The sequence below is a fragment of the Streptococcus oralis genome (assembly GCF_026782085.1).
Classification (GTDB): Bacteria; Bacillota; Bacilli; order Lactobacillales; family Streptococcaceae; genus Streptococcus; species Streptococcus oralis_DA.
The window spans coordinates 1-18,393 of sequence record NZ_JAKUVW010000003.1 but is presented as its reverse complement, the minus strand read 5'-3'; the positions used below and the strand labels follow the sequence as shown (position 1 = coordinate 18,393).

19 protein-coding genes are annotated in these 18,393 nt (G+C 41.4%); 18 read left to right on the top strand and 1 reads right to left on the bottom strand.

What is annotated here, in order from left to right; translation table 11 throughout:
• Positions 1 to 2 precede the first annotated feature (2 nt).
• From MK395_RS01605 to gap, 13 genes are all read left to right on the top strand, one after another.
• Positions 3 to 593 (top strand): class I SAM-dependent methyltransferase, encoded by a 591-nt coding sequence (locus tag MK395_RS01605; protein ID WP_049478132.1) that lies wholly within the window; start codon positions 3 to 5, stop codon positions 591 to 593.
• Positions 594 to 651: 58 nt separating this feature from the next.
• On the top strand, positions 652 to 1,605 hold the full coding sequence (locus MK395_RS01600; protein WP_125391849.1) for a class I SAM-dependent methyltransferase: 954 nt from the start codon (positions 652 to 654) through the stop codon (positions 1,603 to 1,605).
• A 50-nt stretch (positions 1,606 to 1,655) separates the two neighbouring features.
• On the top strand, positions 1,656 to 2,846 hold the full coding sequence (locus MK395_RS01595; protein ID WP_268711126.1) for an acetate kinase: 1,191 nt from the start codon (positions 1,656 to 1,658) through the stop codon (positions 2,844 to 2,846).
• 149 nt (positions 2,847 to 2,995) lie between these two features.
• Entirely contained in the window at positions 2,996 to 3,367 is a 372-nt protein-coding gene (rnpA, locus tag MK395_RS01590; protein WP_000748120.1) for a ribonuclease P protein component, read from the top strand.
• Positions 3,342 to 4,169 (top strand): membrane protein insertase YidC, encoded by an 828-nt coding sequence (locus tag MK395_RS01585; RefSeq protein ID WP_268711125.1) that lies wholly within the window; start codon positions 3,342 to 3,344, stop codon positions 4,167 to 4,169. The genes rnpA and MK395_RS01585 overlap by 26 nt, the downstream gene beginning before the upstream one ends.
• Before the next feature lie 14 nt (positions 4,170 to 4,183).
• A complete protein-coding gene (jag, locus tag MK395_RS01580; protein ID WP_268711124.1) occupies positions 4,184 to 5,170 on the top strand; it encodes an RNA-binding cell elongation regulator Jag/EloR in 987 nt (328 codons plus the stop codon).
• Positions 5,171 to 5,225: 55 nt separating this feature from the next.
• A complete protein-coding gene (locus MK395_RS01575; RefSeq protein ID WP_268711123.1) occupies positions 5,226 to 5,849 on the top strand; it encodes an HI_0552 family protein in 624 nt (207 codons plus the stop codon).
• Between the two features lie 118 nt (positions 5,850 to 5,967).
• Positions 5,968 to 7,944: a transketolase gene (gene tkt / locus MK395_RS01570; RefSeq protein WP_268711122.1), complete on the top strand. Its 1,977-nt coding sequence runs from the start codon at positions 5,968 to 5,970 to the stop codon at positions 7,942 to 7,944.
• 117 nt (positions 7,945 to 8,061) lie between these two features.
• Positions 8,062 to 8,382, top strand: a complete 321-nt coding sequence (gene yajC, locus MK395_RS01565; RefSeq protein ID WP_070657906.1) for a preprotein translocase subunit YajC — start codon at positions 8,062 to 8,064, stop codon at positions 8,380 to 8,382.
• A 47-nt stretch (positions 8,383 to 8,429) separates the two neighbouring features.
• Positions 8,430 to 8,873: a low molecular weight protein-tyrosine-phosphatase gene (locus MK395_RS01560; protein WP_070657905.1), complete on the top strand. Its 444-nt coding sequence runs from the start codon at positions 8,430 to 8,432 to the stop codon at positions 8,871 to 8,873.
• The gene (locus MK395_RS01555) at positions 8,860 to 9,273 is read left to right on the top strand and encodes an MORN repeat-containing protein (protein WP_070657904.1); all 414 of its coding nucleotides are present in this window, start codon (positions 8,860 to 8,862) and stop codon (positions 9,271 to 9,273) included. Before MK395_RS01560 ends, MK395_RS01555 begins: the two co-directional genes overlap by 14 nt.
• Before the next feature lie 295 nt (positions 9,274 to 9,568).
• Entirely contained in the window at positions 9,569 to 12,220 is a 2,652-nt protein-coding gene (adhE, locus tag MK395_RS01550) for a bifunctional acetaldehyde-CoA/alcohol dehydrogenase (RefSeq protein WP_070657902.1), read from the top strand.
• Positions 12,221 to 12,538: 318 nt separating this feature from the next.
• Positions 12,539 to 13,546: a type I glyceraldehyde-3-phosphate dehydrogenase gene (gap, locus tag MK395_RS01545; protein ID WP_000260679.1), complete on the top strand. Its 1,008-nt coding sequence runs from the start codon at positions 12,539 to 12,541 to the stop codon at positions 13,544 to 13,546.
• A gap of 66 nt (positions 13,547 to 13,612) precedes the next feature.
• Here the strand turns inward: gap and MK395_RS01540 are convergent, their stop codons facing one another.
• Positions 13,613 to 14,488 carry an RluA family pseudouridine synthase gene (locus tag MK395_RS01540; protein WP_268711121.1) on the bottom strand — a complete coding sequence of 292 codons (876 nt, stop codon included), beginning with the start codon at positions 14,486 to 14,488 and terminating at the stop codon, positions 13,613 to 13,615.
• 86 nt (positions 14,489 to 14,574) lie between these two features.
• Here MK395_RS01540 and pbp2a point away from each other — a divergent pair, with 86 nt between their 5' ends.
• The 5 genes from pbp2a to MK395_RS01515 all read left to right on the top strand — a co-directional run bounded on the left by pbp2a (position 14,575) and on the right by MK395_RS01515 (position 18,350).
• A complete protein-coding gene (gene pbp2a, locus MK395_RS01535; RefSeq protein WP_268711120.1) occupies positions 14,575 to 16,770 on the top strand; it encodes a penicillin-binding protein PBP2A in 2,196 nt (731 codons plus the stop codon).
• 52 nt (positions 16,771 to 16,822) lie between these two features.
• Entirely contained in the window at positions 16,823 to 16,975 is a 153-nt protein-coding gene (gene rpmG, locus MK395_RS01530) for a 50S ribosomal protein L33 (RefSeq protein WP_001809375.1), read from the top strand.
• 9 nt (positions 16,976 to 16,984) lie between these two features.
• On the top strand, positions 16,985 to 17,161 hold the full coding sequence (gene secE, locus MK395_RS01525) for a preprotein translocase subunit SecE (RefSeq protein ID WP_000505776.1): 177 nt from the start codon (positions 16,985 to 16,987) through the stop codon (positions 17,159 to 17,161).
• A gap of 58 nt (positions 17,162 to 17,219) precedes the next feature.
• Positions 17,220 to 17,756 (top strand): transcription termination/antitermination protein NusG, encoded by a 537-nt coding sequence (nusG, locus tag MK395_RS01520; RefSeq protein ID WP_000376728.1) that lies wholly within the window; start codon positions 17,220 to 17,222, stop codon positions 17,754 to 17,756.
• 120 nt (positions 17,757 to 17,876) lie between these two features.
• Entirely contained in the window at positions 17,877 to 18,350 is a 474-nt protein-coding gene (locus tag MK395_RS01515) for a hypothetical protein (protein WP_049501155.1), read from the top strand.
• Positions 18,351 to 18,393: the final 43 nt, after the last annotated feature.

Sequence of the window (18,393 nt, the reverse complement as noted above, 5' to 3'; positions counted from 1 at the left end):
ACATGAAACACGATTTTAACCACAAAGCAGAAACCTTTGATTCCCCTAAAAATATCTTCCTTGCAAATTTGGTTTGTCAAGCAGTCGAGAAACAGATTGCTCTTTTATCAGACAAAGAAATACTGGACTTTGGTGGTGGGACGGGTCTATTAGCTTTGCCCCTGGCTCAGCAGGCTAAGTCTGTCACTCTTGTAGACATCTCTGAGAGAATGCTGGAGCAAGCTCGTTTGAAAGCAGATCAGCAAGAAATCAAGAATATCCAGTTTTTGGAGCAGGATTTACTAGTAAATCCCTTGGAGCAGCAATTTGACCTGATTGTTGTCAGTCGGGTTCTTCATCATATGCCTGATATAGATGCGACTCTTGCCATGTTTCACCATCACCTTAGGGAGAATGGACAGGTCTTCATTGCTGATTTTACTAAGATAGAGCCTAACCATCATGGTTTTGATTTAGCTGAACTGGAAACCAAGCTCGCTCAGAATGGTTTTTCAAGCATTGGCAGTCAGATCCTCTATAGTGCAGAAGATCTTTTCCTCGGAAATTACGCAGAACTCTTTTTAACAGTAGCCCAAAAATCACTCGCTGACTAAAGCAGTGATTTTTTCTCTTCAGATGGAAAAAAGGAGGGAAATTTGATAAGATAGTAATATGGATTTTGAAAAAATTGAACAAGCTTATACGTATTTACTAGAGAATGTCCAAGTCATCCAAAGTGATTTGGCGACCAACTTTTATGACGCCTTGGTAGAGCAAAATAGTATCTACCTAGATGGCGAGACCGAACTAGAGCAGGTCAAGGAGAACAATCAAGCCCTTAAGCGTTTAGCGCTTCGCAAAGAAGAATGGCTCAAGACCTATCAGTTTCTCTTGATGAAGGCAGGACAAACGGAGCCTTTACAGGCCAATCACCAGTTTACACCAGATGCTATTGCCCTTCTCTTGGTACTCATTGTGGAAGAGTTGTTTGAACAAGAGGAAATTAGCATCCTCGAAATAGGCTCTGGTATGGGGATTTTGGGGGCTACTTTCTTGACTTCTCTTGCTAAAAAAGTAGATTACTTGGGAATCGAAGTGGATGACTTGCTGATTGATTTGGCAGCCAGTATGGCAGATGTGATTGGCTTGCAAGCTGGTTTTGTCCAAGGAGACGCCGTTCGTCCGCAAATGCTTAAAGAAAGCGACGTGGTCATCAGCGACTTGCCTGTAGGCTATTACCCAGACAATGCCATCGCTTCTCGCTATCAAGTGGCTTCTAGTCAAGAGTATACCTATGCCCACCATTTGCTAATGGAACAAGGCCTCAAGTACCTTAAGTCAGATGGCTATGCAATTTTTCTAGCTCCGAGTGATTTATTGACCAGTCCTCAAAGTGATTTATTAAAAGGGTGGCTCAAAGACGAAGTGAGTCTGGCTGCTATCATCGCTCTGCCAGAGGATATTTTCTCAACTGCAAGCCAAGCTAAAAGTATTTTTGTCTTACAGAAGAAAATAGACAAGGAAATAGAACCCTTTGTCTACCCTCTTACTAGCTTGCAAGATCCGTCAGTTTTGTTGACCTTTAAAGAAAATTTTCAAAATTGGAGCAAAGGTACTGAAATATAAAAGAGATTTTGTTATAATAGATGAAAACGCTTAAAAAGAGGTATCATCTTATGACAAAAACAATTGCAATCAATGCAGGAAGCTCAAGCTTGAAATGGCAACTTTATCAAATGCCTGAGGAAAAAGTTTTGGCTAAAGGCTTGATTGAACGTATTGGATTGAAAGATTCCATTTCAACAGTAAAATTTGACGACCGTTCTGAAAAACAAATTCTTGATATTGAAGATCACACACAAGCCGTTAAAATTTTATTGGATGATTTGATTCGTTTCGATATCATCAAATCTTATGATGAGATTACAGGTGTTGGGCACCGCGTTGTAGCTGGTGGTGAATACTTCAAGGAATCAACGGTCGTTGAGGGCGATGTTTTAGAGAAAGTCGAAGAGTTGGGACTTTTAGCTCCTCTTCACAATCCAGCTAACGCAGCTGGAATTCGCGCATTTAAGGAATTGCTTCCAGATATTACCAGTGTTGTCGTATTTGATACCTCATTCCACACAAGCATGCCAGAGAAGGCTTACCGCTATCCTCTACCAACTAAGTATTACACTGAGAACAAGGTTCGTAAATACGGAGCCCACGGGACAAGTCACCAGTTTGTCGCAGGAGAAGCAGCGAAACTTTTGGGCCGTCCTCTAGAAGATTTGAAATTGATTACCTGCCATATTGGTAACGGGGCTTCTATCACAGCTGTTAAGGGTGGGAAGTCTGTGGATACTTCTATGGGATTCACACCACTCGGCGGTGTGATGATGGGAACTCGTACAGGAGATATTGATCCTGCTATCATCCCTTATCTCATGCAATATACAGAGGATTTCAATACCCCTGAAGATATTAGTCGCGTTCTCAATCGTGAATCAGGGCTCATGGGAGTTTCTGGTCAGTCAAGCGATATGCGTGATGTGATTGCTGCCATGGAAGCAGGAGACCATGATGCGACTTTGGCTTATGAAATGTATGTCGATCGTATTCAAAAACATATCGGTCAATACCTTGCAGTCCTAAATGGAGCAGATGCGATTATCTTCACAGCAGGGATCGGTGAAAATGCAGCTTTGGTTCGTGAGGATGTCATTTCAGGTATCTCTTGGTTTGGTTGTGATGTGGATCCAGAAAAGAACGTCTTTGGCGTAACGGGAGACATCTCAACTGACGCAGCGAAAATCCGTGTCTTGGTTATTCCAACAGATGAAGAATTGGTGATTGCACGCGATGTTGAGCGCTTGAAAAAATAAGTAAATACACGTAAAATTTGATTGTAAAAAGAAGTTGGGAAAGAGATTTTCCAGCTTTTTTTATGTAGAAAATGTCTAAAACCTTGCTGTTATTGGCTTTTTCAAAAAATATGGTATAATAGTAGTAATTTAATAGATGGAGTTGAGTTTTGAAGAAAAGCTTTCGTGTAAAAAGAGAGAAAGATTTTAAGGCGATTTTCAAGGACGGAACAAGTTTTGCCAATCGAAAATTTGTTGTCTACCAATTGGAAAACCAGCAAAACCATTTTCGAGTAGGACTGTCCGTCAGCAAAAAGCTGGGGAATGCAGTTACCAGAAATCAAATTAAAAGACGAATCCGGCACATTCTACAAAGTGTAAAAGGGAGTTTAGTAGAGCATGTTGATTTTGTCGTGATTGCCCGAAAAGGGGTGGAAACCTTGGAATATGCAGAGATGGAGAAAAACCTACTCCACGTATTAAAGTTATCAAAGATTTACCAGGAAGGAAATGGGAGTGAAAAAGAAACTACAGTTGACTAGTTTGTTGGGCTTGCCCTTGGTTATCATGACAGCCTGTGCAACAAATGGTACAGCTAGCGATATAACAGCAGATTCGACAGACTTTTGGAGCAAATTCGTTTATTTTTTTGCTGAAATTATCCGCTTTTTGTCCTTTGACATTAGTATCGGAGTGGGGATTATCCTCTTCACAATCTTGATTCGGACGATTTTATTGCCGGTCTTTCAGACACAGATGGTTGCCTCTAGAAAAATGCAAGAGGCTCAACCACGCATCAAGGCTTTGCGAGAGCAATATCCGGGTCGTGATATGGAAAGTAGAACCAAGCTAGACCAGGAGATGCGTAAGGTTTATAAAGAGTTAGGAATCAAGCATTCATCCTCTCTCTGGCCAATTTTAATACAAATGCCGGTTCTCTTGGCGCTCTTTCAAGCCTTGAGTCGAGTAGACTTTTTGAAAACAGGTCACTTTTTATGGATTAATTTGGGAGGAGTAGATACAAGTTTTGTCCTTCCGATTTTGGCGGCAGTCTTTACCTTCTTGAGTAGCTGGTTATCGAATAAAGCTTTGTCCGAAAAAAGTGGAGCCACGACAGGGATGATGTATGGTATGCCCGTATTGATCTTTGTTTTTGCCATCTCCGCCCCAAGTGGTGTAGCCTTGTACTGGGCTGTATCCAATGCTTACCAAGTTCTGCAAACCTATTTCTTGAACAATCCTTTCAAGATTATTGCTGAAAGAGAAGCAGTGGCGCAAGCAGAAAAAGATTTAGAAGGCAAGAAGAGAAGAGCCTTGAAAAAAGCACAGAAAAAGAAAAAATAAGGAGGAATCTGGTAATGGTATTATTTACAGGTTCAACGGTTGAAGAAGCAATCCAAAAAGGATTGAAAGAATTAGACATTCCAAGAATGAAGGCCCACATCAAGGTCGTTTCGAAAGAGAAAAAAGGATTCTTAGGCTTGTTTGGTAAGAAGCCAGCTCAAGTTGATATCGAAGCGATTAGTGAAACGACAGTGATCAAAGCCAATCAGCAGGCCATTAAAGGGGTTCCAAAAGAAGTTAATGAAAAAAATGAACCCGTGAAAACAGTAAGTGAAGCAACTGTTGATTTGGGGCATGTAGTGGAAGCGATTAAGAAGATTGAAGAAGAAGGTCAAGGTGTCTCTGAAGAGGTCAAGGCTGAAATCCTGAAAAATGAAAAACATGCCAGCACGATTTTGGAAGAAACAGGTCATATTTCAATTTTAAATGAATTGGAACCAGAGGATACTGCCGAGGAAGTGGGCTCTGCTCCAGAAAAAGAAACTGAAAGGCAGGAAGCAACAAGCCAATCTTTAGAAGATTTAGGCTTGAAAGTAGAACCAAGTTATGACATCGAACAAGTGGCAACTGAAGTAGCTAGCTACGTTCAAACCATTGTAGATGATATGGATGTTGAAGGGACGATTTCAAGCGACTACAATCGCCGCACCATTAATCTTCAAATTGACACTAATGAACCAGGCCGTATTATTGGCTACCACGGAAAAGTCTTGAAAGCTCTTCAGTTGTTAGCGCAAAATTACCTTTACAACCGCTATTCAAGAACCTTCTACATCACAATCAATGTCAATGATTACGTTGAGCACCGTGCAGAAGTCTTGCAAACCTATGCTCAAAAATTGGCGACTCGCGTTTTAGAAGAAGGACGTAGCCAACAAACAGATCCAATGTCAAATAGCGAACGCAAGATAATCCATCGCATTATTTCACGCATGGATGGCGTGACGAGTTACTCTGAGGGTGACGAACCAAATCGCTATGTTGTCGTAGATGCAGAATAAGCAAAGCAAAATCAGGTTTGTCCTGATTTTTTGCTAGGAAAGGAAAGATTCAGATATGCTGAAAGCAGTTAGAGAATACCTATCATTTGCAGGTGTCCAGTACCGTAATCCAGATAAAGCTGGCGATGAAAGAGAAAAGATGCTGGAATTACGGAAAAGGGGTCAAGAGGCTCGGAAGTCTTTTACAGAACTGGCCAAAACCTTTCAAGCTAGTCATCCAGAATGGCAACTGCAACAGACTAGTCAGTGGATGAACCAAGCGCAACGCTTGCGGCCACATTTCTGGGCCTATCTACAGAGAGATGGTCAAGTGACAGAACCTATGATGGCTCTTCGTTTATATGGAACACCTGCCAATTATGGGATTTCTTTGGAAGTCAGTTTCATCGAGCGTAAGAAAGATGAGCAGACTTTAGACAAGCAAGCCAAGGTTTTAGAACTTCCAGCGGTAGAAGGAATTTATTATTTAGTCTATTCAAATGGGGAAAGTCATAAGGTGGAGGCTACTGAGGAGAATCGTCGTACTTTACGCGAGAAGCTGAGAAGTCAGGAAGTCCGTAAAGTTTTGGTTAAGGCAGATGTTTCCTTCATTGCAAATCAGTCAGTAGAAGCGATATTGGAGAAGCTAGAAGAGGCTTATGCGCGCTTGCTTCCGTACTATGAAGTGACGAGGGGATAGACAAATCAAATGTGTTAGATGAACACAAATTGTTTTATTGCTATTCTATGCATTTTTTCATATAATAGTAAAATAGGATGTGTGATTTATTAATCACCTCAAAGAGAAAGGAAATTCTATGTCAAATCTATCTGTTAATGCAATTCGTTTTCTAGGTATTGACGCCATCAACAAAGCAAACTCAGGTCACCCAGGGGTGGTTATGGGGGCTGCTCCTATGGCCTATAGCCTCTTTACAAAGCAACTTCGTATCAATCCAGCTCAACCAAACTGGATCAACCGCGATCGCTTTATTCTTTCAGCAGGACACGGCTCTATGCTTCTCTATGCCCTTCTTCACCTTTCTGGTTTTGAAGATGTTAGCATGGATGAAGTCAAGAACTTCCGCCAATGGGGTTCCAAAACACCAGGTCACCCAGAATTTGGTCATACAGCAGGGGTTGACGCTACAACTGGTCCTCTAGGACAAGGGATTTCTACTGCTACTGGTTTTGCCCAAGCAGAACGTTTCCTTGCAGCCAAATATAACCGCGAAGGCTTCAATATCTTTGACCACTATACTTATGTGATCTGTGGAGATGGAGATTTGATGGAAGGTGTCTCAAGTGAGGCGGCTTCATATGCAGGCTTGCAAAAACTTGACAAGTTGGTGGTTCTTTATGATTCAAATGACATCAACTTGGATGGTGAGACAAAGGATTCCTTTACAGAAAGTGTTCGTGACCGTTACAATGCCTACGGTTGGCATACAGCCTTGGTTGAAGATGGAACAGACTTGGAAGCAATCCATGCGGCTATTGAAGCAGCTAAATCTTCAGGCAAACCATCTTTGATTGAAGTGAAGACTGTTATTGGATACGGTTCTCCAAACAAACAAGGAACTAATGCTGTACACGGTGCTCCTCTTGGAGCAGATGAAACTGCGGCGACTCGTCAAGCCCTCGGTTGGGACTATGAACCATTTGAAATCCCAGAACAAGTTTATGCTGATTTCAAAGAAAATGTTGCAGATCGTGGCGCATCAGCTTATCAAGCTTGGACTAAATTAGTTACTGACTATAAAGAAGCGCATCCAGAACTGGCTGCAGAAGTAGAAGCCATCATTGACGGACGTGATCCAGTTGAAGTGACTCCAGCAGACTTCCCAGCCTTAGAAAATGGCTTCTCTCAAGCAACTCGTAATTCAAGTCAAGATGCTTTGAACGTTGTAGCTGCTAAATTGCCAACCTTCCTAGGTGGTTCAGCTGACCTTGCTCACTCAAACATGACTTATATTAAGACTGATGGACTTCAAGACGATGCTAATCGCTTGAACCGCAACATTCAGTTTGGTGTTCGTGAATTTGCAATGGGAACGATCTTGAACGGGATGGCCCTTCACGGTGGACTTCGTGTATACGGTGGTACTTTCTTCGTCTTCTCTGACTATGTGAAAGCAGCTGTCCGCTTATCAGCCTTGCAAGGACTTCCTGTGACTTATGTCTTTACCCACGATTCTATTGCAGTTGGTGAAGATGGTCCAACTCACGAACCAGTTGAACACTTAGCAGGTCTCCGTGCTATGCCAAATCTGAATGTTTTCCGCCCAGCAGATGCGCGTGAAACTCAAGCGGCTTGGTACCTTGCCGTGACAAGCGAAAAAACACCAACTGCCCTTGTCTTGACACGTCAAAATTTGACTGTCGAAGAGGGAACAGACTTTGACAAAGTTGCTAAAGGTGCCTATGTCGTCTATGAAAATGCAGCAGACTTTGATACGATTTTGATTGCAACAGGTTCAGAGGTGAATTTGGCGGTCGCAGCTGCCAAAGAATTGGCTAGTCAAGGTGTAAAAGTCCGTGTAGTCAGCATGCCATCAACAGATGTCTTTGACGCACAAGATGCAGCTTACAAGGAAGAAATCCTTCCAAATGCAGTTCGCCGTCGTGTTGCAGTCGAAATGGGTGCAACTCAAAACTGGTACAAGTATGTTGGTCTTGATGGTGCCGTTCTCGGTATTGATACCTTTGGAGCATCTGCCCCAGCACCAAAAGTATTGGCAGAGTACGGATTTACAGTTGAAAATCTAGTCAAAGTCGTTCAAAACTTGAAATAATCACAAAAATCAGAGTGAAAACTCTGATTTTTTATAACCATAAAAACAAGGCACAATCTTGTAAAAGTAGCTGAAATTTGATATAGTAGTCCTATGTAAAACACAAAGGAGAAAACAATGAATCCAAATATTACTTTCTTAATCATGCTTGTAGGTATGTTTGCCTTGATGTTCTTTATGCAACGTTCTCAAAAGAAACAAGCACAAAAGCGTATGGAAAGCTTGAACAAGCTTCAAAAAGGCTATGAAGTCATTACAATTGGTGGACTTTACGGAACAGTGGATGAAGTAGATACTGAGAAAGGTACAATCGTACTGGATGTAGATGGCGTTTATTTGACTTTTGAATTGGCTGCTATCAAGACCGTTTTGCCACTCAAAGAGGCTGTGACACCAGAAGGAACAGTTGTTGACGAAAGCGGAGCAATCGAAGAATAAAACGGGATCTGTCACTCCCGTTTTTCTATGAGATGAGAGGAAAAGGGATGAAAAAAATAGTATTTGTTTGCTTAGGAAATATCTGTCGTAGCCCCATGGCAGAGTTTGTGATGAAATCCATGACGAGCGATTACCACGTCGAAAGCCGGGCAACGTCATCATGGGAACATGGCAATCCGATTCATAAGGGAACGCAAGGGATTTTCCAGCAATATCAGATCCCGTATGATAAAGACAAAACATCGCTTCAGATTGGCAGGGAAGACTTTGAATCGTTTGATTACATTATCGGTATGGATGCTTCAAACGTTTCAGATCTGCGTAAAATGTGCCCTCAGGAACTACAGTACAAGATCTACTCTTTTGCATCTGAAAGTGTCCCAGATCCTTGGTATACAGGAGATTTTGAGGAAACCTATGCTCGTATCACAAGTGGATGTCAAAGCTGGCTAGATCGATTAGAAAATGAGAGTGACAATGGAAAAGCTTAAACAATTTTATGAGAAGTATAGAGTTTACCTAACTCGTCCTAGGTTAGAGCTCATTGCAGTAGTTGTAATAGTACTCTGTGCTCTTTCGGTATTTCTGCTAAATACGCCTAAAAAGGGTGTCCTGACACTTGATGGTGGAGCTCTTGTTTATGATGGCACCTTGGTACGAGGGAAAATGAATGGTCAAGGAACCTTGACCTTTGAAAATGGAGACCAATATACAGGTGATTTCAATAATGGAGCCTTTAATGGAAAAGGGACTTTCCAATCAAAAGCTGGCTGGAAATACGAAGGTGATTTTGTAAATGGCCAGGCTGAAGGTCAAGGGAAGTTGACGACAGAGCAAGAAGTTGTTTATGAAGGGACCTTTAAACAAGGCGTTTTTCAGCAAAAACAGTAGTCTCCAAGTTAGGAGACTATTTTTTAAAACCAGCAAGAAAGCGCTTTCTTTGTTTGGATTTGATAACTAACTATCAACTAGAAAAGCTTTGTGAAATAAAAAAAATTTCTCCATAATTTCACAATCATCCGGCCAAAACTCTATTGCATAGCTATATTGAGAAAAAAATCACAATCTCAGAAAAATTCTTTGTGAAATACTTATGAAACTGTTTACAAAGCATAAAAAAAGAGTTATAATAAACTTGTGAAAAAATTAACAAAGGATAACATCCTTAAAGGCTATGGAGGATAATATGGCTGATAAAAAAACAGTAACACCAGAGGAAAAACAACTTGCTGCTGAAAAGCATGTCGATGGTCTCGTGAAAAAAGCCTTGGTTGCGCTTGATGAAATGCGCAAGTTGAACCAAGAGCAAGTTGACTACATCGTGGCAAAAGCTTCGGTTGCAGCACTTGACGCGCACGGTATCCTTGCACAACATGCAGTTGAAGAAACTGGTCGTGGAGTATTTGAAGACAAGGCAACAAAGAATCTATTTGCCTGTGAGCACGTAGTGAACAATATGCGTGGAGTTAAAACAGTTGGAGTTATCGAAGATGATCCAATTACAGGTTTGACAAAGATTGCGGAGCCTGTCGGTGTAATCTGTGGTGTCACTCCGACAACAAACCCAACTTCAACAGCGATTTTCAAATCCTTGATTGCTTTGAAAACACGTAACCCAATCGTTTTTGCCTTCCACCCATCTGCTCAAGAATCATCAGCTCACGCAGCACAAATCGTTCGTGATGCAGCTATTGCGGCTGGAGCACCTGAAAACTGTGTTCAATGGATTACAGAACCATCTATGGAAGCAACTGGAGCGCTTATGAACCACGAAGGTGTTGCAACTATCCTTGCAACTGGTGGTAATGCCATGGTTAAAGCTGCATACTCATGTGGAAAACCAGCTCTTGGGGTAGGTGCCGGAAACGTTCCTGCCTATGTAGAAAAATCTGCTGACCTTCGTCAAGCTGCTCATGATATTGTTATGTCTAAGTCATTTGATAATGGGATGGTCTGTGCATCAGAACAAGCCGTTATCATTGATAAAGAAGTATATGACGAATTTGTAGAAGAATTCAAATCATATCACACTTACTTTGTAAACAAAAAAGAAAAAGCCCTTCTTGAAGAATTCTGTTTCGGTGTAAAAGCTAATAGCAAAAACTGTGCAGGTGCTAAACTAAATGCAAACATCGTTGGTAAACCAGCAGCATGGATTGCTGAACAAGCAGGATTTAGCGTTCCAGAAGGAACAAACATCTTGGCTGCAGAATGTGCAGAAGTAGGACCGAAAGAACCATTGACTCGTGAGAAATTGTCACCAGTTATTGCTGTCCTAAAAGCTGAAGACACAGAAGATGGTCTTACAAAAGCTCGTCAAATGGTTGAGTTTAACGGACTTGGTCACTCAGCAGCTATCCATACAAAAGACGAAGAGCTTGCTAAACGCTTTGGTACAGAAATCAAAGCTATGCGTATTATCTGGAACTCTCCATCTACTTTCGGTGGTATCGGTGACGTATACAATGCCTTCATTCCATCATTGACACTTGGATGTGGTTCATATGGACACAACTCAGTCGGTGATAACGTGAGTGCGATCAACCTTCTAAACATCAAGAAAGTAGGGAAACGTAGAAATAATATGCAGTGGTTTAAAGTTCCTTCAAAAATTTACTTCGAACGCAATTCTATCCAATACCTTCAAACATGTGAAGATATTGAACGCGTTATGATTGTTACAGACAAATCGATCGAAAAACTTGGTTTTGTTCAACGCATTATTGACCAATTGAACAAACGCAGCAACCGTGTAACTGTCCAAGTCTTCTCAGACGTTGAACCAGACCCAGATATCACAACTGTAGAACGTGGTACTGAAGTAATGAGAGCATTTGAACCAGACACAATCATCGCTCTTGGTGGTGGTTCTCCAATGGATGCAGCGAAAGTAATGTGGCTCTTCTACGAACAACCACAAATCGACTTCCGTGACTTGGTTCAAAAATTCATGGACATCCGTAAACGTGCCTTCCGCTTCCCATCACTTGGTAAAAAAGCGAAATACATAGGTATTCCAACAACTTCAGGTACAGGTTCAGAAGTAACACCATTTGCCGTTATCTCTGATAAGAAAAACAATCGTAAATACCCATTGGCTGACTACTCATTGACACCAACTATTGCGATTGTTGACCCTGCTTTGGTTGAGTCAGTTCCAGACTTCATCGCTGCGGATACAGGTATGGACGTCTTGACTCACGCGACTGAAGCTTACACTTCAAACTTCGCTAACGACTATACAGACGGTATCGCCCTTCAAACAATCAAACTTGTCTTTGAATGGTTGGAAAAATCTGTTAAGACAGCTGATCCAGAAGCTCGCGAAAAAATGCACAATGCATCTACAATGGCTGGTATGGCCTTTGCCAATGCCTTCCTTGGTATGAGCCACTCAATGGCCCACAAGATCGGTGCGGTTCACCATACTGTTCACGGACGTACAAACGCAATCTTGCTTCCATACGTTATCCGTTACAATGGTACTCGCCCATCTAAGACGACTACATGGCCTAAGTATAACTACTGGAAAGCTGACGAAAAATTCCAAGATATTGCTAGAATGCTTGGATTGCCTCACTCAACTCCAGAAGAAGCAGTTGAAGCATACGCTAAAGCTGTTTACGAACTTGGTGTTGCAGTAGGTATAAAGATGAACTTCAAGGATCAAGGAATCGATGAAAAAGCTTGGAAAGACAGCTTGCATGAAATTGCCTTGCTTGCTTATGAAGACCAATGTTCACCTGCTAACCCTCGCTTGCCAATGGTAGCTGACATGGAAGAAATCATGGCAGATGCTTACTATGGTTATGCAGAACGACCAGGACGTCGCAAATAATTGTTTATCAGCCTAGAGACAGGAGAAATCCTGTCTCTTTTTTGTAAACTCTGAAAGCGTTGAAATTGGAGTTTCACCTTGAAATGAAGAGAATATGCAGATATTATAAAAGATTCTAGAAATATGCTTTGAAAATAAAAGAATGAATGAATAAAAAGGGGGAGAAAAAGTAGAAAAGCAGGAGAGAAAATCAACGCCCATACTTGCAATTAAACTCAAATAGTTATATAATAGGTTTGTTGAAAGGTGATTTGTAGTGATTCAAGTTACTCTTTTCACAATAAAATTTTCATGATTTTCATAAGGAGGAAATCACTAATGGTAGTTAAAGTTGGTATTAACGGTTTCGGACGTATCGGTCGTCTTGCTTTCCGCCGTATCCAAAACGTAGAAGGTGTTGAAGTTACTCGCATCAACGACCTTACAGATCCAGTTATGCTTGCACACTTGTTGAAATACGACACAACTCAAGGTCGTTTCGACGGTACTGTAGAAGTTAAAGAAGGTGGATTCGAAGTTAACGGTAAATTCGTTAAAGTTTCTGCTGAACGTGATCCAGAACAAATCGACTGGGCTACTGACGGTGTAGAAATCGTTCTTGAAGCAACAGGTTTCTTTGCTAAGAAAGATGCAGCTGAAAAACACCTTAAAGGTGGAGCTAAGAAAGTTGTTATCACTGCTCCTGGTGGAAACGATGTTAAAACAATCGTATTCAACACTAACCACGACGTTCTTGACGGTACTGAAACAGTTATCTCAGGTGCTTCATGTACTACAAACTGCTTGGCTCCAATGGCTAAAGCTCTTCAAGACAACTTCGGTGTTGTAGAAGGATTGATGACTACTATCCACGCTTACACTGGTGACCAAATGATCCTTGACGGACCACACCGTGGTGGTGACCTTCGCCGTGCTCGCGCTGGTGCTGCAAACATCGTTCCTAACTCAACTGGTGCTGCTAAAGCTATCGGTCTTGTAATCCCAGAATTGAACGGTAAACTTGACGGATCTGCACAACGTGTTCCAACTCCAACTGGATCAGTTACTGAATTGGTAGCAGTTCTTGAAAAGAACGTTACTGTTGATGAAGTGAACGCAGCTATGAAAGCAGCTTCAAACGAATCATACGGTTACACAGAAGATCCAATCGTATCTTCAGATATCGTAGGTATGTCTTACGGTTCATTGTTTGACGCAACTCAAACTAAAGTTCTTGACGTTGACGGTAAACAATTGGTTAAAGTTGTATCATGGTACGACAATGAAATGTCATACACTGCACAACTTGTACGTACTCTTGAATACTTTGCAAAAATCGCTAAATAATTCTTGAGTCGATAAAAGCAAGGCCTTCTGGTCTTGCTTTTTTGTATAGCAAAATGGATGATAGTGTCATCCATTTTGTTTTAATTCTATTTCAAAAGTATCCGAGAGGGCAGTAAAACTCAATTGTTCTAAGGTGAGTGGATGAGTAAAGGAAAGTCGGAAGGCATGGAGCATGAGCCTGCTTACTTTTGAACTAGAGTTATAGAGAGGATCGCCCAGAATAGGGTGCTTATGATGAGAGAGGTGAATACGGATTTGATGTGTTCGACCGGTCTTTAGTTTGCAACGGACAAGGGTAGTCTTGTTTGGAAATTGCTTTAATCGACTGATATGTGTTTCAGCATATTGTCCATTTTTGGCATCGACTATTCTTTTTCTACGATCGTGTCGATCACGACCAATTTTATCTCGAAAGACAAGTTCTTTACTCTCTACTCGCCCTTCTATAAGTGCCCAGTAATCACGAGCGATTTCCTTTTTTTCCAACAAACGATTGAGGATGGGTAAGATAAAAGGATTTTTAGCAAAAAGTACTAAACCGCTTGTTTCCATATCCAGGCGATGAACGACATAGCAGATTTGACCAACGTAGGCAGAGACGTGATTGAGAAGGGCAATTTCACCAGGTTGATTTCCGTGAGTTTTCATTCCCTCTGGCTTGTTGACGATAATGAGATGTTGGTCTTGATAAACCTCTTGAACGAGGTCTGGATTGCCCCAAAGGATTTCCTTTGAGGGATAATCCTCCTCGTCAAAAGTCAACTGGCAAATGTCACCTGGTTTGACCATCTCGTTCCAGTGAACTTGTTTGTGGTTCATTAAGATGTTCTTCTTTATTCTCAAAAAATGGCGGATTTTTCTAGGGATGAGGAGTTGTTCCTCTAGAAATTGTTTGACCGTCATTTGAGGCAAGGATTCGGGTAATGTAAATGTGAATTGCATACAGATATTGTAACAAAAAAAGCCTTATTTGGATAGGGAGTAGCTAAATTCTTGAGTTCCTATGGTGAAGATGATAAAATAAACGCATGAAATTAGATAGATTATTTGAGAAGTTTCTTTCTCTCTTTAAAAAAGAAACGAATGAATCAGCGGAGTCTGATTCGACAAGCATACGTCGTTCGCGGAGCGATAGAAAAAAATTGTCCCAAGTAGGTCCAATTCGGAAATTTTGGCGTCGTTATCATCTGACAAAAATCGTCATCATTTTAGGGTTAAGTGCTGGTTTACTGGTAGGAACCTACTTATTTGCGATAGCCAAGTCTACCAATGTCAATGACTTGCAAAATGCCCTGAAAACGCGAACTCTGATTTTTGACCGCGAAGAAAAAGAGGCAGGAGCCCTATCAGGTCAAAAGGGAACCTATGTTGAACTAACAGATATCAGTAAAGACTTGCAGAATGCTGTCGTCGCGACAGAGGATCGTTCCTTCTATAAAAATGATGGAATTAACTACGGTCGTTTCTTTCTAGCCATCCTTACAGCAGGTCGTTCTGGAGGGGGGTCTACCATCACTCAACAGTTGGCGAAAAATGCCTATCTTTCCCAGGACCAGACCGTTGAACGGAAGGCCAAGGAGTTTTTCCTTGCCTTAGAGTTGACAAAGAAGTACACCAAGGAGCAAATCCTTACTATGTACCTCAATAACGCCTACTTTGGAAATGGGGTATGGGGTGTTGAAGATGCAAGTAAGAAATATTTCGGTGTATCGGCTTCACAACTAACGCTTGATCAGGCGGCCACTCTAGCAGGGATGCTCAAGGGACCAGAATTGTATAATCCATTAAATTCTGTTGAGACTTCGACCAACCGTAGGGATACTGTTTTGCAAAATATGGTTGCAGCGGGCTATATTGATAAAAATCAAGAGACCGAAGCGGCTGGAGTAGATATGGCTTCTCAACTGCAAGATAAGTATGAAGGCAAAGTTTCGGATTATCGTTACCCGTCCTATTTTGATGCAGTTGTCAACGAAGCGGTTTCCAAGTACAATCTCACAGAAGAAGAGATTGTCAACAATGGCTATCGAATCTACACAGAGCTTGACCAAAACTACCAAGCAAACATGCAGGTTATTTATGAAAACACTGCGCTATTTCCAATAGCAGAAGACGGAACGCATGCCGAATCAGGTAGTGTCGCTCTAGAACCCAAGACTGGTGGAGTGCGTGGAGTTGTTGGTCGTGTAGCTGGTGATGACAAACCAGGCTTTCGCAATTTCAACTATGCCACTCAGTCTAAGCGTAGCCCAGGCTCAACCATTAAACCTTTAGTCGTTTATACACCTGCAGTAGAAGCAGGATGGGCCTTGAACAAGCAACTGGATAATCATACGATGCAGTACAACAGTTATCAAGTAGACAACTATGCGGGTATTAAGACATCTCCAGAAGTACCTATGTATCAGGCCTTGGCGGAATCACTCAACCTACCAGCAGTTGCGACTGTAAATGAATTAGGTATTGACAAAGCTTTTGACGCTGGGGAGAGATTTGGTTTGAATATGGAAAAAGTTGACCGAGTTCTTGGAGTTGCTCTTGGTGGAGGTGTGGAAACGAATCCTCTCCAGATGGCGCAAGCCTATGCAGCCTTTGCTAATGGAGGTCTAATGCCTGAAGCGCATTTCATCACTCGTATTGAAAATGCCAGTGGTCAGGTCATCAAGAGTCATAAAAACTCCCAAAAACGAGTGATTGATAAGTCTGTAGCTGATAAAATGACCAGTATGATGCTAGGAACATTTACCAATGGTACAGGAATTAGTTCGTCACCAGCGGATTACGTTATGGCTGGTAAAACGGGTACGACTGAAGCTGTTTTCAACCCGGAATATACCAGTGACCAGTGGGTGATCGGCTATACTCCAGATGTTGTAATCAGCCACTGGCTCGGCTTCCCAACAACAGATGAGAATCATTATCTAGCAGGTTCGACCTCTAATGGCGCTGCCCATGTCTTTAGAAGCATGGCCAACACCATCTTGCCTTACACTCCTGGCAGCACCTTTACGGTTGAGAATGCCTATAAGCAAAATGGTATTGAACCAGAAAATACCAAGCAACAAGTCGTTGAAAATGAGACAAACCAGTCTGAGGACCCGATAGGAGATATTCGTAGTCGTGCACAAAATCTTGTAGATGAAGCAGGCCGTGCGATTTCAGAAGCTAAAATAAAAGAAAGAGCCCAGACAATATGGGACTCAATCCTTAATCTATTTCGTTAAGAGGCTTGTCAAAGCCCAGGTTTCTTGTTATAATGGATAAGATGGAGGCGTTATGGCACTAAAAAAAGCAAGCCTAGCTTGTGCAGTTTGTGGTTCAAGGAATTACTCAATCAAAATTAGTGGGAACCCCAAGCCAACACGACTAGAAGTAAATAAATTTTGTAAACATTGTGGAAAATATACGACACATAGAGAAACGAGATAGGAGAGAACGATGGGTTTTATTAAGGATATTTTTAAACTTCTTAAAGAAACAACTTGGCCAACTCGCAAAGAAAGCTGGAGAGATTTTCGCTCTATTATGGAATATACAGCCTTCTTTGTGGTCATTATTTACATTTTTGACCAGTTGATTGTATCAGGTTTGATTCGATTTATTAACATTTTTTAGAAGAAAAGTGGAGAAGTTCTGCTAACTTTCTTCTATCATATGTATGAAAGGAAATATCATGGATAGTTTTGACAAGGGATGGTTTGTTCTACAAACTTATTCTGGCTATGAAAATAAGGTAAAAGAAAATCTATTGCAACGTGCGCAAACATATAACATGTTGGATAATATTCTACGTGTTGAGATTCCAACACAAACCGTGCAAGTTGAGAAAAATGGAAAGAAAAAGGAAATTGAAGAGAATCGCTTTCCAGGTTATGTTCTTGTAGAAATGGTCATGACAGATGAAGCATGGTTTGTCGTTCGAAACACACCTAACGTAACAGGATTCGTCGGCTCACACGGTAACAGATCAAAACCAACTCCACTTTTGGAACAAGAAATCCGTGATATTCTGGTTTCAATGGGACAAACTGTTCAAGAGTTCGATATTGATGTTGAAGTTGGCCAGACAGTCCGCATCATTGATGGCGCTTTTGCAGACTACACAGGGAAAATCACTGAAATTGATAACAACAAAGTGAAGATGATTATCTCTATGTTTGGTAATGATACGATTGCAGAAGTGAATCTCAACCAAATTGCAGAATTATAACCCCAGAGAGGCTATGCCTCTCTTTTTATGTGCTGTTGAGGGAGGAAGAAGTATAAAACAGAGGAAGTAGACCCATGGACTCGCGCATTTTGCTAAACTAAATGCAGAAAGGAGAGGTCTATGAATCTAAAAGACTTATATGAAGAAAGCAAGGGAATCGTCCATAAGTGTCGCAAAGATTATCATTTGCATCTGTGGGAGAAAGAGGACTGGGATCAGGAAGGCATGTTATGTCTGTATGAGCTGGTGAGTCGCAATCCAGAGTTACTAGAGGGCGAGCGCCATCGACTTTATGTCTGCTTTAAAACAAAGTTTAGAAATCGTATCCTAGATTACATCCGTAAACAGGAAAGTCACAAGCGCCGTTTTGACAAAGAACCCTATGAAGAGGTGAGTGAGATTAGCCATCGTCTAGGAGAAAAAGGACTCAGGCTGGACGATTATTATCTCTTTCACGAACTTCTAAAGAACTACAAATCAAAGCAGAGTATGGAAAAACAAGAATTAATAGACCGTCTCATGGGAGGGGAAGTCTTTAGAGGACGTAAAGCTCTCCTGAGAGAACTTTCCCTAATCTTTTCAGAATTTCGGTAAAGAGAAAAAAAGTTCTTGACAAAGGTAAAAAAGTAGGTATAAT